General features: G+C 48.4%; 10 protein-coding genes. 4 read left to right on the top strand and 6 right to left on the bottom strand.

What is annotated here, in order from left to right; all coding sequences use genetic code 11:
• Positions 1 to 80 precede the first annotated feature (80 nt).
• From ACOMG9_RS00590 to ACOMG9_RS00565, 6 genes are all read right to left on the bottom strand, one after another.
• Positions 81 to 1,346 (bottom strand): hypothetical protein, encoded by a 1,266-nt coding sequence (locus ACOMG9_RS00590; RefSeq protein ID WP_494529638.1) that lies wholly within the window; start codon positions 1,344 to 1,346, stop codon positions 81 to 83.
• Positions 1,347 to 1,545: 199 nt separating this feature from the next.
• Positions 1,546 to 2,955 (bottom strand): hypothetical protein, encoded by a 1,410-nt coding sequence (locus ACOMG9_RS00585; RefSeq protein ID WP_448215360.1) that lies wholly within the window; start codon positions 2,953 to 2,955, stop codon positions 1,546 to 1,548.
• A gap of 197 nt (positions 2,956 to 3,152) precedes the next feature.
• The gene (locus ACOMG9_RS00580) at positions 3,153 to 4,322 is read right to left on the bottom strand and encodes a hypothetical protein (protein ID WP_448215359.1); all 1,170 of its coding nucleotides are present in this window, start codon (positions 4,320 to 4,322) and stop codon (positions 3,153 to 3,155) included.
• A 201-nt stretch (positions 4,323 to 4,523) separates the two neighbouring features.
• Positions 4,524 to 5,789, bottom strand: a complete 1,266-nt coding sequence (locus tag ACOMG9_RS00575; RefSeq protein ID WP_494529637.1) for a hypothetical protein — start codon at positions 5,787 to 5,789, stop codon at positions 4,524 to 4,526.
• A 202-nt stretch (positions 5,790 to 5,991) separates the two neighbouring features.
• Positions 5,992 to 7,419, bottom strand: coding sequence for a hypothetical protein (locus ACOMG9_RS00570; protein ID WP_494529636.1), 1,428 nt, complete (start codon positions 7,417 to 7,419; stop codon positions 5,992 to 5,994).
• A 202-nt stretch (positions 7,420 to 7,621) separates the two neighbouring features.
• Positions 7,622 to 8,848 (bottom strand): hypothetical protein, encoded by a 1,227-nt coding sequence (locus ACOMG9_RS00565; RefSeq protein ID WP_494529635.1) that lies wholly within the window; start codon positions 8,846 to 8,848, stop codon positions 7,622 to 7,624.
• A 579-nt stretch (positions 8,849 to 9,427) separates the two neighbouring features.
• Between ACOMG9_RS00565 and ACOMG9_RS00560 the strand changes: the two genes are divergently transcribed.
• From ACOMG9_RS00560 to ACOMG9_RS00545, 4 genes are all read left to right on the top strand, one after another.
• Positions 9,428 to 11,350: a PrkA family serine protein kinase gene (locus ACOMG9_RS00560; RefSeq protein ID WP_422136402.1), complete on the top strand. Its 1,923-nt coding sequence runs from the start codon at positions 9,428 to 9,430 to the stop codon at positions 11,348 to 11,350.
• A gap of 377 nt (positions 11,351 to 11,727) precedes the next feature.
• Positions 11,728 to 13,005: a YeaH/YhbH family protein gene (locus ACOMG9_RS00555; protein WP_422139582.1), complete on the top strand. Its 1,278-nt coding sequence runs from the start codon at positions 11,728 to 11,730 to the stop codon at positions 13,003 to 13,005.
• 14 nt (positions 13,006 to 13,019) lie between these two features.
• Positions 13,020 to 14,555 (top strand): SpoVR family protein, encoded by a 1,536-nt coding sequence (locus ACOMG9_RS00550; RefSeq protein ID WP_448215353.1) that lies wholly within the window; start codon positions 13,020 to 13,022, stop codon positions 14,553 to 14,555.
• A 602-nt stretch (positions 14,556 to 15,157) separates the two neighbouring features.
• Entirely contained in the window at positions 15,158 to 15,580 is a 423-nt protein-coding gene (locus tag ACOMG9_RS00545; RefSeq protein ID WP_422136399.1) for an H-NS family histone-like protein, read from the top strand.
• Positions 15,581 to 15,940 lie beyond the last annotated feature (360 nt).

Genomic DNA, 15,940 nt, shown 5'->3' with positions numbered 1-15,940 from the left:
CTGCGCCTTCGGCACAGCAACTGAAGCAGGCGTTAGCTGCCAGAGTTTACCGCTGATTCAGTGGCTGACAGTTGAGTCTGTCAGTTAAACAGAGTCGAGAGATAATCCAGAGGCGCATAAAACTTTTTCCACAGATTCCGGTCGGTCTCTGTAAGGCCTTGTTCCAGTGGATAACCATAAACAGCGTAGTTTGAAAGACTATTGATAACAGCGAAAGTCAACGCAGGCACCAGAGTGACACCGGCTATGATAAACGGGTTGTTTGAGGTTATCTTCGAACTGCCGAACATAAGCAAGGTTCCGACTCCGCCCAGGGCTGAGGCTCCGACTCCAGCTCCGATTCCGGCTCCAGCCCCGACTCCGACTACGGCTCCAACTACAGCTCCTGCCAGGGTTCCGGATAAAGCTCCGGTGGCAGCTCCTACAACTAAGGGTTCAGCTACGGCGATGACTCCGAGTTCGGCTACGCCTATAGCTCCGAGTACGGCTAAGGCTATGGATCTGGTTTCGGCTGCAACTCTTTTTTCGGCTTCGACTCTGGTTTCGGCTTCGGCTCTGGTTTCGGCTGCGGCTCTGGTTTCGGCTTCGGCTGCGGCCTTTGCCAGTCCGTCCACATTCATTACAAACTCTGAAATAATTACAATACCTATGCTGACAAGAGAAGCAAGTAGCGCTGTTTTTGGACTGAAGCCTTTATGAATAATGGCTACACAAACGGCGTACCCTGCCATAACCCCATTAATCAGAGACAATACTGCGTATTCCCCAGCCGCATACCATTCAGTTGTAATATTCCTTACGCTCATTTTTCTTAGCATTAACACCGACACAGCGCTGGCTCCGGTTCTTGATGCCGCTTCTGATGCAAGGTAGGTCAAGACTGCGAAAGGTACGAATTCCCTCCCTTTCGTCATAGAGGCACAAGCTGTCACTCCTGCACCGGCAAAATACTGCGGTTTCCACCAGCGCTGCTCCAGCGGCCAGGGAGACACATGCCCGGCCAGCGCCACTTCGGCAGTCGTTATCACGGGTGCCAGTTGCAAACAAAAATCCGTTTTCAACTTCTCCAGCTCCTCTGTATCCAATGCAGCCAGATCATATTTGCCTGAAGGCCCGGAAACTATTTGCGCTGTTTTACAGACACCCCACCATATACCCAGGTTGAGTAGGGTAGACAAAGAGACTCCGGTAATGCTTTGCTTTAACTCGAGCCCGTTTTCAACCAGTGCGGTGCCATTAAAATGCTTAAGAAAATCAAAATCATTTTTTGCGGGGAGGCTGACGGCCTTTGCCATCGAATAAAGCAAACACAAAAGTAACGGAAACAGGTTGAATGACTTTTTCATGACGATTTCCAGATACAGTGACTGAACTGGAAATATAGATTCTAAATGGAGCTATGAATGACAATATCCTCAACTACAAGGAGCGGAGCAAATAAAGCAGCTATCAAATGCTTCCAATAAGCTGCGCCTTCCTTCGGCACAGTCACTGAAACCTGGCTGCCAGAGTTCACCGCTGATTCAGTGGCTGACAGTTGGGTCTTCATTTAAACAGAGTCGAGAGATAATCCAGAGGCGCATAGAACTTTTTCCACTGAGTCCAGGCGGTCTCTGAAAGGCTTTGTTCCAGTGGATAGCCATATACAGCGTAGTTTGAAAGGCTATTGATAACAGCGAAAGCCAGCGCAGGCGCCAAAGTGGCACCGGCTTTGATACACAGATTGTCTGAGGTTGTCTTCGAACTGGCCAACATAAGCAAGGTTCCTACTCCGATCAGGGCTACGGCTGTAGATCCGACTCCCAGTGTGATTGCGATTCCATTTTCGACTCCGTCTCCGAGTCCGGCTCCGATTCCGGCTCCAGCTCCTGCCAAGGCTCCGGAATGGATTCCGACAAAAGATCCTAATCCTGCTCCTGATCCGACTCCTGATCCGACTCCTGATCCGACTCCTGATCCGATTTCTGCTCCGACCAGGGCTCCGGTTACGCCTCCAAGTCCAAATCCGACTGCGGCTACGACTCCGGCTCCAACTACGGATCCGGATACAACTCCGGCTAAGATTCCAGCCAGAGTTCCGGCTGCGGCTCCAGTCAGGGCTCCAGATGCAGATCCGGCTACGGCTCCAGTCAGTGCTCCAGCCATGATTCCGGCTCCGCCTCCGATTGCGATTCCGGCTCTAACTCCGGCCTTTGTCTGTTCGTCCACATCCGCTATTAACTCTGAACTAATTCCCGAGAGGGCTCCCACAATCGCTGCGCTGACAACAGCAGCAAGATTCGCTTTTGTTGGCCTGATGCCTTTATGGATCAAGGCTTCATAAGTGACAGCACCAACCATAACCCCATTAATCGCAGACAATATTGCGTATTCAGCAGTCACATACCTTTTAGTTGTAATCTCTCTTACGAACCTCGTTTTTCTCAGCATTGACACCGAAATAGCACTGGCTCCGGTTCTAAATAGCGCTTCTGAAGCAAGGTAATACATGACTCCGGCAGGTATGCGCTGCCTCGTTTCCGTCATAGAGGCATAAATGTCCATTCCTGCACCGGCCAAATAAAGGAGTTTCCACCAGTGCTGTTCCAGGGGCCAGGAAGACACATGCCCAGCCAGCGCCACTTCGGCGGTCGTTATCATGGGAGCCAGTTGCCAACAGAAATCCGTTTTCAACTCTTCCAGCTCCTTTGTATCCGATGCCGCCAGATCATAGGTGTCTGAAAGACCGGTGACTATTCCCGCTGTTTCACAGACAGCCCACCATATGCCCAGGTTGAGCAGGGTAGACACAGAGACTCCGGCAATACTTCCCGTTAACTCAAGCCCGTTTGCCACCAGTGCGGTGTCATTAAAAGGCTTAAGAAAATCAAAATCATTTTGTGAAGGAGGGCTGGCCTGTGGCGTCGAACAAAACAAACACAAAAGTAACGGAAACAGGTTGAATGACTTTTTCATGATGATTTCCAGATACAGTGACTGAACTGGAAATATAGATTCTAAACGGAGCTATGAATGAAAAAATCCTTAACTACAAGGCGCGGTGCAAATAAGGCAGCTATCAAATGCTTCCAATAAGCTGCGCCTTCGGCAAAGCCACTGAAACAGCTGGCTGCCAGAGTTCACTGCTGATTCAGTGGCTGACAGTTGGGTCTTCATTTAAACAGAGTCGAGAGATAATCCAGGGGCGCATAGAACTTTTTCCACTGAGTCCAGGCGGTCTCTGAAAGGCTTTGTTCCAGAGGATAGCCATAAACAGCGTAGTTTGAAAGGCTATTGATAACAGCGAAAGTCAACGCAGGTACCAAAGTGACACCGGCTTTGATACACAAGTTGTCTGTCTTCAAACTGGCCAACGAAACCAAGGTTCCTGCTCCGATGAATGCGGCTGTGGATCCGACTACCACTTTGAAGATTCCGACTACGTCTCCGAGTCCGGCTGAGGCTCCGGCCAAGGCTCCGGATAATCCGACAAGAACTCCCAATCCTGCTCCTGATTGGGCTGATCCGACTCCTAATCGGACTATGACTGCGGCTTTGACTCCGGCTATAAATCCGGTCTTTATCGGTTCGTCCACATCCGCTGTTAACCCTGAACTAATTCCCGAGAGGGCTCCCACAATCGCTGCGCTGACAACAGCAGCAAGATTCGCTTTTGCTGGCCTGATGCCTTTATGGATCAAGGCTTCATAAGTAACAGTACCAACCATAACCCCATTAATCGCAGACAATATTGCGTATTCAGCAGTCACATACCTTTTAGTTGTAATCTCTCTTACGAACCTCGTTTTTCTCAGCATTGACACCGAAATAGCACTGGCTCCGGTTCTAAATAGCGCTTCTGAAGCAAGGTAATACAAGACTCCGGCAGGTATGCGCTGCCTCGTTTTCTTATTGGCGGTATAAGCTGCCATTCCTGCACCGGCAAAATACAGGGGTTTCCACCAGCGCTGCTCCAGGGGCCAGGAAGACACATGCCCGGCCAGCACCACTTCGGCGGTAGTTATCACAGGAGCCAGTTGCAAACAGAAACCCGTTTTCAACTCTTCCAGCTCCTTTGTATCCGATGCAGCCAGATCATATGTTTTTGAAAGTCCGGAAACTGTTCCGGCTATTTTACATACCCCCCACCAAATACCCAGGTTGAGCAAGGTAGACAAAGAGAGCCCGGCAATGCTTTCTGTTAACTCAAGCCCGTTTGCCACCAGTGCGGAGTCATTAAAAGGCTGAAGAAAATCAAAATCATTTTTTGAGGGGGGGCTGGCCTTTGCCATCGAATAAAGCAAACACAAAAGTAACGGAAACAGGTTGAATGACTTTTTCATGATGATTTCCAAATACAGTGACTGAACTGGAAATATAGATTCTAAACGGAGCTATGAATGACAATATCCTTAGCTACAAGGTGCAGTGCCTATAAGGCAGCTATCAAATACTTCCAATAGGCTGCGCTTTCGGCACAGCGACTGATGCAGCCGATAGCTGCCAGAGTTCACCGCTGATTCAGTGGCTGACAGTTGGGTCTGTCAGTTAAACAGAGTCGAGAGATAATCCAGGGGCGCATAGAACTTTTTCCACTGAGTCCAGCTGGTCTCTGAAAGGCCTTGTTCCAGTGGATAGCCATAAATAGCGTAGTTTGAAAGACTATTGACAACAGCGAAGGCCAGCGCAGGCGCCAAAGTGACACTGGCTTTGATAAAGGGGTTGTTTGAGGTTATCTTTGAACTGCACAACATAAGCAAGGCTACCGCTCCGCTCAGGGCTGAGGCTCCAGTTGTGGCTCCGGCTCCGACTCCGGCTCCCACTTTGATTCTGGGTCCGGCTCCGGCCCCAACTAAGGCTCCGGCTCCGGCCCCGGTTCCAACTAAGGCTCCAGCTATTACTCCGACAATGGTTCCGGCGTTTCCGACTAAGGCTACGGCTCCGGCTTCCGCTCCAACTGAGGCTAAGCCTAATTCTATGACTCCGGCTCCGGCTCCGACTACGACTCCCATTACGACTCCCATTATGACTTTGGCTACGACTCCAGCCTGTGTCTGTTCACCCAAATCAATTGTTAGCATTGAAATAATTCCCGAGAGGGTACCCGCAATCGCTGCGCTGACAACAGAAGCAAAAGTCGCTTTTGCTGGACTCAAGCCTTTATGAATCATCGATTCATAGACGACAGCCCCTACAATAATCCCGTTAATCAAAGACAACATTGCGTACTCCCCAGCCGCATACCGTTCAGCTGCAATATCCCTTACGCTCATTTTTCTTAGAATTAACGCCGAAATAGCACTGGCTCCAGTTCTTGATACCGCTTCGGACGCCAGGTAGGTCAAAACTGCGACAGGTATGAGCTCCCTCGTTTTCTTATTGGCGGCATAAGCTGCCATTACTGCACCGGCAAAATACAGGGGTTTCCACCAGCGCTGTTCCAGGGGCCAGGGAGACACATGCCCGGCCAGCGCGACTTCGGCGGTAGTTATCACGGGAGCCAGTTGCAAACAGAAATCTGTTTTCAACTCCTCCAGCTCCTTTGTATCCGTTTCAGCCAGATCATATGTTCTTGAAAGCCCGGAGACTCTTCCCACTGTTTTACAGACACCCCACCAGATACCCATGTTGAGCAGGGTAGACAAAGACAGTCCAGCAATGCTTTCTCTTAACTCAAACCCGTTTGCCACCAGTGCGGTGTCATTAAAAGGCTCAAGAAAATCAAAATCATTTTTTGAGGGGGGGCTGGCTTTTGCCATCGAATAAAGCAAACACAAAAGTAACGGAAACAGGTTGAATGACTTTTTCACGATAATTTTCCAGATACAGTGACTGAACTGGAAATATAGATTCTAAACGGAGCTATGAATGACAATATCCTTAACTACAAGGTGCGGTGCAAATAAGGGAGCTATCAAATGCTTCCAATAAGCTGCGCCTTCGGCACAGCCACTGAAACAGCCGATAGCTGCCAGAGTTCACCGCTGATTCAGTGGCTGACAGTTGGGTCTGTCAGTTAAACAGAGTCGAGAGATAATCCAGGGGCGCATTGAACTTTTTCCACTGAGTCCAGACGGTCTCTGAAAGGCTTTGTTCCAGAGGATGGCCATAAACAGCGTAGTTTGAAAGACTATTGATAACAGCGAAAGTCAACACAGGTACCAAAGTGATACCGTTCATGATACACACGTTGTCTGAGGTTGCCTTCGAACTGACCAACATAAGCAAGGTTCCGACTCCGAACAGGGCTGCGGCTGTGGATCCTACTCCCAATGTGATTCCGAATCCGTCTACGATTCCATTTCCGATTCCATTTCCGATTCCGATTCCAGCTCCGGCTAAGGCTCCGGACAGGGCTACGACAAAAGCTCCAAATCCTGCTCCAAATCCTGCTTCTGATCCGACTCCTGATCCGACTCTTGGTCCGATTTCTGCTACGGTCAGGGCTCCGGTTACGCCTCCAAGCCCGACTCCGACTGCGGCTACAACTCCGGCTCCAACTACGGATCCGGATACAACTCCGGCTAAGATTCCAGACAGAACTCCGGGTCCGGCTCCGGCTCCGATTCCGGTTCCGAATCCGGCTCCAGATACAGATCCGGCTGTGGCTCCTGCCAGGCTTCCAGCCAGGGCTCCGGCTACGACCCCGATTCCAACTCCAGCTCCGACTCCGGCCTTTGTCTGTTCTTCCACATCCGCTATTAACTCTGAACCAATTCCCGAGAGGACTCCCACAATCGCTGCGCTGACAACAGCAGCAAGACTTGCTCTTGCTGGCCTGAAGCCTTTATGGATCAGGGCTTCATAAGTGACAGCACCAACCATTACCCCATTAATTGAAGACAATATCGCGTATTCCCCAGCCACATACCTTTTAGTTGTAATATCTCTTACGAACCTCATGTGTCTTAGAATTTGCACCGAAATAGCGCTGACTACGGTTCTTGATAACGCTTCTGAAGCAAGGTAAGTCAAGACTCTGACAGGTATGTGCCGCCTCGTTTTCGTCATAGAGGCATAAATGTTCATTCCTGCACCGGCAAAATAAAGGAGTTTCCACCAATGCTGTTCCAGGGGCCAGGAAGACACATGCCCGGCCAGCGCCACTTCGGCGGTAGTTATCACAGGAGCCAGTTGCAAACAGAAATCCGTTTTCAACTCTTCCAGCTCCTTTGTATCCGATGCAGCCAGATTATAGGTGTCTGAAAGCCCGGTGACTATTCCCGCTGTTTCACAGACACCCCACCATATACCCAGGTTGAGCAGGGTAGACAAAGAGAGCCCGGCAATGCTTCCCGCTAACTCAAGCCCGTTTGCCACCAGTGTGGTGTCATTTAGAGGCTTAATAAAATCAAAATCATTTTGTGAAGGGGGACTGGCCTCTGTCGTCGAATAAAACAAACACAAAAGTAACGGAAACAGGTTGAATAACTTTTTCATGGTGATTTCCCAGATACAGTAACTGAACGGGAAATATAGACCCTGAACAGAGCTATGGATGACAATTCCCTTAACGACAAGGTGCGCTACAAATAATGCAGCTATTAAATGCTACCAATAGGCTACGCCTTGGGCACAGCGACTGAAACAGCCGTTAGCTACCAGAGCTCAACGCTGATTCAGTGGCTGACATTCAGGTCTGTCATTTAAACAGAGTCGAGAAATAATCCAGGGGCGCATAGAACTTTTTCCACTGAGTCCAGCTGGTCTCTGAAATGCCTTGTTCCAGTGGATAGCCATAAACGGCGTAGTTTGAAAGACTGTTGATAACAGCGAAAGCCAACGCGGGCACCAAAGTGACACCGGCCTGGATAACCGGGTTGTTTGAGATTATTTGCGAGCGTCCCAACATAAGCAAGGTTCCGACTACACCCAGGGCTGTGGCTACAACTCCGACTTCCATTCCGGGTTGGGATTCGGCTTTGACTTCGGCTCCGACTCCGACTCCGGCTAAGGATCCGACTAAAGCTCCGACTAAAGCTGCGGATCCGGATAGAGATGGAGCTCCGGTTTCATCTTCAATTATGTTTACGGCTGTGGCTCCGGCTGAGACCACGGCTGTGACTGCGGCTAAATATATGGTTTCGACTGCGACTCGGGCCAGGGCTCTGGTATTTGTCTGTCCGTCCACATCAATTATTGCCCCTGAAATAATTCTCGAGAGAGTACCTAAAATCGCCGCGCTGACAGCAGTAGCAAGAATCCCTTTTGTTGGATTGAAGCCTTTATGGACCATAGCTTCGTAGGCGACACTGCCTGCAATAACCATACTAAGCGCAGATAATACGTATTTCCTAGCCACATACCATTCAGTAGTAATATCCCTTACGCTCATTTTTCTTAGAATTAACACCGCCATAGTGCTGGCTATAGTTCTTGATACCGCTTCTGACGCAAGGTAGGTCAAGACTGAGACAGGCACTAACTCCCTTGTTTGGGCAATAGCGTCATAAGCTGCCAATCCTGCACCGGCATAATATTGAGGTTTCCACCGGCGCTCCATGGGCCAGGGAGAAACATGCCCGGCCAGTGCCACTTCGGCGGTAGTCATCACGGACGCCAGCTGCAGACAGAAATCCGTTTGCGAATTCTCCAGCTCCTTTGTATCCGTTTCAGTCAGATTATGTGTGCTTGAAAGCCCGGTGACCATTCCCGCTGTTTTACAGACACCCCACCAGATACCAAGGTTCATCAGGGTAGACAAAGAGAGCCCGGCAATGCTTTTCGTTAACTCAAGCCCGCTTGCAAACAGTGCGTTGTCATTAAAAGGCTCAAGAAAATCAAAATCATTTTTTGAGGGGAGGCTGGCCTGTGCCGTCGAATAAAACAAACACAAAAGTAACGGAAAAGGGTTGAATAACTTTTTCATGATAATTTCCCGGAAAAACTGACTGAACAGGAAATATAGCCCCTCGGCGAAGCTATGAATGAAATTTCCTCAGCTACAGAGTGCGGTGCAAATAAGGCAGCTATCAGCCCCTGATTCAGAAGTATTTGGCTGCAAATCTTTTACATTAACTTAGTCGTATAATTTTAATTTATGCAAAGATGGCAAAACTGTCACAAACCCCAAAAGCTCAGTGCATTTTTTTTGAGTGCAGAAAAAAAATCGCTATTTTCTGCACTAAACCCGACGACAGCTATTGCAGATTGATTAAAAACTCCACATTATAAAATCTAATGGGTTGGACTTTTCCTGCCATTGTGTTTGAGTCAACGAACAGGAGACTGACCGGGAATAAAAAAATTCTTGATCAGGCTTCCAGGTTTTAGTTGAGCTTTCCATGATGTCAGCCAATGGACGGCTGCCAGCCCGGGCCACTTTCTATACTGACTCTCTTCAATCATAAGAGTGGCCAATGTACTGATCTTGAGATAGTCGTGAATAAAGGGGGCGCCCCCCCGATACGGCTGTCGAATCCGAACATCAGACAGGGCAGGGCACAATATGGATATATTTAACCACTACCAGGAGCGATTCCAGTCCACGCAGCAGGAAGAGCTTACCATTCAGGAATATCTCGACCTCTGTAAAGATGATCCCGGGGTCTATGCCAATGCAGCAGAAAGAATGCTGATGGCCATTGGCGAACCGGAGATGACAGACACCTCCCGGGATTCTCGCCTGAGTCGTATTTTTTCCAACAAACTGATCAAACGTTACCCCGCCTTTGAAGAGTTCTATGGTATGGAAGAAGCCATTGAACAGATTGTTTCTTACTTCAAGCACGCTGCCCAGGGACTGGAAGAAAAGAAACAGATCCTTTATTTGCTGGGTCCGGTGGGTGGCGGTAAATCTTCTCTGGCGGAAAAACTGAAAGCCCTGATGCAAAAGCAACCTTTCTACGCCATTAAGGGGTCGCCGGTTTTTGAATCACCACTGAATCTGTTCAATGCCGATGAAGATGGTGACATTCTGACTCAGGAATACGGCATTCCCAGACGTTATCTGGGCGGCATCATGTCACCCTGGGCAGTGAAGCGTCTTAACGAGTTTGGTGGTGACATCACCAAGTTCAAGATTGTAAAACTCTGCCCCAGCATTCTTAACCAGGTGGCCATCGCCAAGACCGAACCCGGCGATGAAAACAACCAGGACATTTCCAGTCTGGTGGGTAAAGTGGATATCCGTCAGCTGGAAGAATACTCTCAGGATGATCCGGATGCTTACAGCTTCTCCGGAGCACTCTGCCGCGCCAACCAGGGTCTGATGGAATTTGTGGAGATGTTCAAGGCTCCTATCAAAGTTCTCCACCCATTATTGACTGCCACTCAGGAGGGGAATTACAACAGTACCGAAGGGATGGGCGCGATTCCTTTCAACGGTGTGATCCTGGCTCACTCCAACGAATCAGAATGGCAAACCTTCAAGAACAATAAAACCAACGAAGCCTTTATTGACCGGGTTAATATTGTCAAAGTGCCCTACTGCACAAGGGTGAAAGAAGAGATTCTGATTTATGAGAAACTGCTCTCCAGCAGCTCTCTGAGAGAAGCGCCCTGCGCACCCGATACCCTGAAGATGCTGGCCCAGTTCTCGGTTCTGTCTCGAGTTAAAGAACCTGAAAACTCCAACGTTTACTCGAAGATGCGAGTCTACGACGGTGAAAACCTTAAAGACACCGACCCTAATGCCAAGCCGCTGCAGGAGTACAAAGATGCTGCAGGAGTGGATGAAGGTATGGAAGGGCTTTCAACCCGTTTTGCTTTCAAGATTCTTTCCAAGGTCTTCAACTTCGATCCCACCGAAGTGGCGGCAAACCCGGTTCATATGCTGTACGTATTGGAGCAGCAAATAGAACAGCAGCAATTCCCGAAAGAAATCCATGAACGCTACCTGCGTTATGTGAAGGAATTTCTGGCGCCGAAGTACATTGAGTTTCTGGGCAAGGAAATTCAGACTGCTTACCTCGAATCATACTCTGAGTACGGACAGAATATCTTCGACCGTTACATCACCTACGCTGACTTCTGGATTCAGGATCAGGAATACCGTGATCCGGAAACCGGAGACATACTCGACCGGGCTTCAATCAATGAAGAGCTGGAGAAGATTGAGAAGGCCGCCAGTATCGCCAATCCGAAAGACTTCCGTAATGAAGTGGTGAACTTTGTACTCAGAGCCAGGGCCAACAATCAGGGTAAAAACCCAAGCTGGTCCAGCTACGAGAAAATGCGCACCGTGATTGAGAAGAAAATGTTCTCCAATACTGAAGACCTTCTGCCGGTCATTTCATTCAATGCCAAAAGCAGCAATGAAGACCAGCGCAAACACAACGAGTTTGTGAAGCGCATGGTCGAGAGAGGCTATACCGAGAAACAGGTGAGACTGCTGGCTGAATGGTACATCAGGGTGAGAAAGTCACAGTAAGAGCTGAGGCCTGCGACAGCGTCGCAGGCCCTTTTTAAGTACCTAACCAGGTACTTAATGGAATTATTCTTTGATCATTTACAGGTCCGACCAACGACCATGGGCAGGTGAAAAAGTGATCAAAAAATAATTTCGAGACCGCTTCGAAAGTGACTGACGAACGTCAGAAAATAGCTTTCGGAGCCAAAATACACAAAAACGGTGGAAAGATGTCACCCTATTCCGATAACTACTAAAACCATGAGCAAAAAAAGCGGTAAGCGAAAAAAATCATGGCAAGCAGGGATTGGAATAACAAGGTTTTGAACAGGCAGTTCAAAACTGGCGACATGGAAATCATGAAATGTTCTGTGTCATAACAGACAGGGAGCGTGCTGATGAGCATTATTATTGATCGACGTCTGAACGGGAAAAACAAGAGTACTGTCAATCGGCAGCGTTTTCTGGACAGATACCGAAAGCACATTAAAAAAGCGGTTTCTGAAGCGGTTAACAAACGCTCCATTACGGATGTGGAATCTGGCAGTCAGGTTACCATTCCCACTAAAGATCTCTCTGAACCCCACTTTCAGCATGGTCAGGGTGGCCGCTACAAACAGGTTCATCCTGGTAATAAAGAGTTTGTTTCCGGCGACAGAATTAAACGACCATCCGGTGGTTCCGGGCAGGGTTCAGGCCGGGGCAAAGCCGGTAACTCCGGCGAAGGCATGGACGAGTTCAGCTTCCAGATCAACCATGAAGAATTTCTGAATCACATGTTTGATGACCTTGAGCTGCCAAACCTGGTTCGAAAGCAGCTTCAGGATGCCACTGAATTCAAAATGAAGCACGCCGGTTACACCAGCGAAGGCTCTCCTGATCGATTGAACATTGTTCGCTCCCTGAGATCAGCCCACGCTCGAAGAATTGCCCTCGGTGGCGGTGCCCGAAAGGAAGTAAGGGCATTAAGACGGCAGCTTCGTGAGCTGGAAGTCAGTCCGGAGGAAACCGATTCTCAACTTGTAGAAGAACTTCGCGAGAAGATTAAAGAGCTCAATGGCAAGTTGAAAAAGCTGCCCTTTATTGATGACTTTGATCTCAAGTACAACAACCTGATTAAAGTTCCCAGCCCCAGTAACAAGGCCGTAATGTTTTGTGTCATGGATGTCTCCGGTTCCATGACACAGGAAATCAAAGACATGGCCAAGCGCTTTTTCATCCTGCTTTATTTGTTCCTGCAACGTAATTACAAACAGATCGAAGTGGTCTTCATTCGGCACCACACTGCCGCAAAAGAAGTTGATGAGGATGATTTCTTTTATTCCAGAGAAACCGGCGGAACCATTGTCTCCAGTGCTCTGGAAATGACCAGTGACATCATCAACAAACGCTACAGCCCGGTGGACTGGAACATTTACGTCGCCCAGGCTTCCGATGGTGATAACTGGGAAGGAGATTCCAGCGTCTGTTCGAAAATTCTGACCGAGCAGATCATGTCTAAGGTTCAATACTTTTCCTACGTCGAAATCACCGACCGGGCTCACCAGAACCTGTGGCGTGAATACGAAAGCATAGCTGAACAGTTCGCCGATCAGTTTGCCATGCAACAGATCAAAACACCGAATGACATTTATCCGGTGTTCCGTCGTCTGTTTGAGAAAAAAGAAACCGTATAAGTGAGGCATCCGCCATGAGTGAGGTTACAGATATTAAAGAGAGAGAACCCATCTCCACGGGTTCAGAATGGACCTTTGATCTCATTCAGGAATACGACCGTGAGTTGGCGCGGCTGGCAGACAAGTTCCGGCTCGACACTTACCCGAACCAGATTGAGGTCATCAGTGCCGAACAGATGATGGATGCCTACTCTTCTACAGGCATGCCATTAATGTACAGTCACTGGAGCTTTGGCAAACAGTTTCTCCATACCCAACAGAATTATCAGCGCGGCCGCATGGGGCTGGCTTATGAAATTGTGATCAACTCCAACCCCTGCATTGCTTATCTCATGGAAGAAAACACCATGACCATGCAGGCTCTGGTACTGGCCCATGCCAGTTATGGTCATAACTCATTCTTTAAAGGTAACTATCTGTTCCAGACCTGGACCGATGCCGAATCCATTATTGACTACCTGATGTTTGCCAAGCGTTATGTTGCTGAGTGCGAAGAAAAATATGGCGTTGAAGCGGTTGAAGAGGTTCTGGACGCTGCCCATGCCCTGATGAACCAGGGTGTTAATCGTTACAAGCGCCCGAGACCACTTTCAGCAGAACAGGAAAAAGAGCGCCAGCAGGAAAGAGCAGAGTATATTCAGAGAACCCTGAACGACATCTGGAGCACTATTCCAAAGACGGAAGACAAAGAAGAGAAAAAAGTTGAACGCTTTCCTAAAGACCCGGAAGAGAATATTCTCTACTTTCTGGAAAAGAATGCGCCACTGCTGGAAACCTGGCAGCGTGAACTGCTGCGAATAGTCAGGAAAGTATCCCAATACTATTACCCTCAACGTCAAACCCAGGTGATGAACGAAGGCTGGGCCTGCTTCTGGCACTACCATCTTCTCCATGAGCTTTATGATGAAGGAAAAGTCACCGATGGCTTTATGCTGGAATTTCTGCACTCTCACTCAAGTGTCGTATACCAGCCTCCCTTTGACAGCCCGCACTACAGCGGCATCAACCCCTACACACTGGGCTTCAGCATGTTTCAGGATATTCGCAGAATCTGTGAAAATCCTACCGATGAAGACAGACACTGGTTCCCGGACATTGCCGACAGTGACTGGCTGGAAACCGTGCATTTTGCGATGAAAAACTTCAAGGATGAAAGCTTTATTCTGCAATTCCTGTCTCCCAAGGTGATGAGAGAACTCAGACTCTTCTCGGTTCTGGATGACGAAAGCAAGTCCTACCTGGAAGTCGATGCGATTCATAACAGCACCGGATACAAAGAAGTAAGGGAGTCGCTGGCTGCTCAATACAATCTTGGCAACCGGGAGCCCAATATCCAGGTCTTTGATGTGGATGTGCGTGGCGATCGAACCCTGACTCTCAGACATTACCAGCACCAGGGACGTCCACTGGATAAAAGTACAGAGGAATTACTCAGGCACGTACACCGGCTCTGGCAATTTGATGTCAAACTGGAGTCGGTGACCATTGATAACAAGGTAAGCAAAAGCTATCAGTGCCCGGATAAAAAAGATTCCGGGAAGTCTCACTAAAAAGATCTGATTGAAAGACGAGGGTCTTTTTATATTGAAAACTAATAAGAATTAAAAAGCCATCCGAGAATCTCCCGGACTTAAGCCTCCGTCCGGGTCACCCCGCAGCAAGGGTTGCTATTGCAACCTCACGACTGCATGGATGCAGGAGCAGTAGCTGCTTGGGACGGCCTTAAGTCCGGCAGGCTTCTGGCCCCACATATCCTATCCACTTAAAACCGAATCCCCGCTGCCACGACAGAAAGAACCAGCCCTTTCGTTCAATGCAAAAAATACTGACTACGGTGATAACCAGAAGCTTGATGCCTATTAACGATATTTTCAAAGAGTCAGATGCACGGCTGAATGGCTGTTTTTTTAAAAACAAGCAATACCCACTCAAAGCAATTCAATTCATATGCATGTCTTGATGACTCATAACCGTTTATGTATTGCACAAAATTATTCCTACCATCACATAAAGCGTTATTAAATCTATTTAAATAGTCCATAAAAGCACATTAAATGCTTCCATCAATTTAAAGCTTCCTGTATAAATAGTTACCTCCGTCATTGATAACCATTAATACCCGGTCGAATTAGTCTGAATTGGGAGTTCCTGAATGAACGTTTTTGAAGAAATTCATCACCGCCTGAGCAGTAAAACTCGTATCCGCTCTTTGTTTAAAGATGTTCATGTCGAAGATCTTGAGCGTATCATCTCCAGAATGCAGGACGTAATGCAGGAGAAAGTTGAAGCCCGCAATAAGATTGACGAAGAGCGTCAAGCCAAACTCGAAAACATTGAAGCCGTTAAGCAGATCATGGCCGAACGCGGCATTTCAATGGAAGACTTGGACCATCTGGAAATAGCGACTCAAAAACGTCGTCGTAATGTCCAAAGGTTTACTTTTGAGTACCAGACAGAAGCCGGCGACACTGTCCAATGGGATGGTTCTACCACAGGGCGCTTGCCGCGTGACTTCCAAAGCTACCTGGACCGCACCGGCAAAAAACGTCTGGAATGCGTCGTTGGCGAAGAGTAAGTCTACCTTCGTCAGTATTTCGGGTTCATGCCCGGTCTGCAACTTCTTGAATAAAGACACCAATGGATCAAAGTATCATTCTTTGAAAAACCTCCCCCTCTGACTCGAAGTAATCAGTTGGGGATCCCATTACAGAGTGCTCAGGTGGGACCACTCTCATCAACACTCTGACCAACAGCCCGCAGTGCACCCCACAGCAGGTGTTCAAGAGACAGTTACAAACTAGTAAAGAAAATACAAATACGCAAGCCCGGTCTTTGCAGGATGGTTAAAATCCACCACCCTGCCAGCTCCCGGGGATTAGCGTTTCAGAGTAAAGATAGTCAGGATCAGTCTGTACAACAGACTGTTCGCGAATGA

This window comes from Endozoicomonas sp. PH6C (genome assembly GCF_059322965.1).
This window is presented reverse-complemented; position numbering and strand designations above follow the sequence as displayed.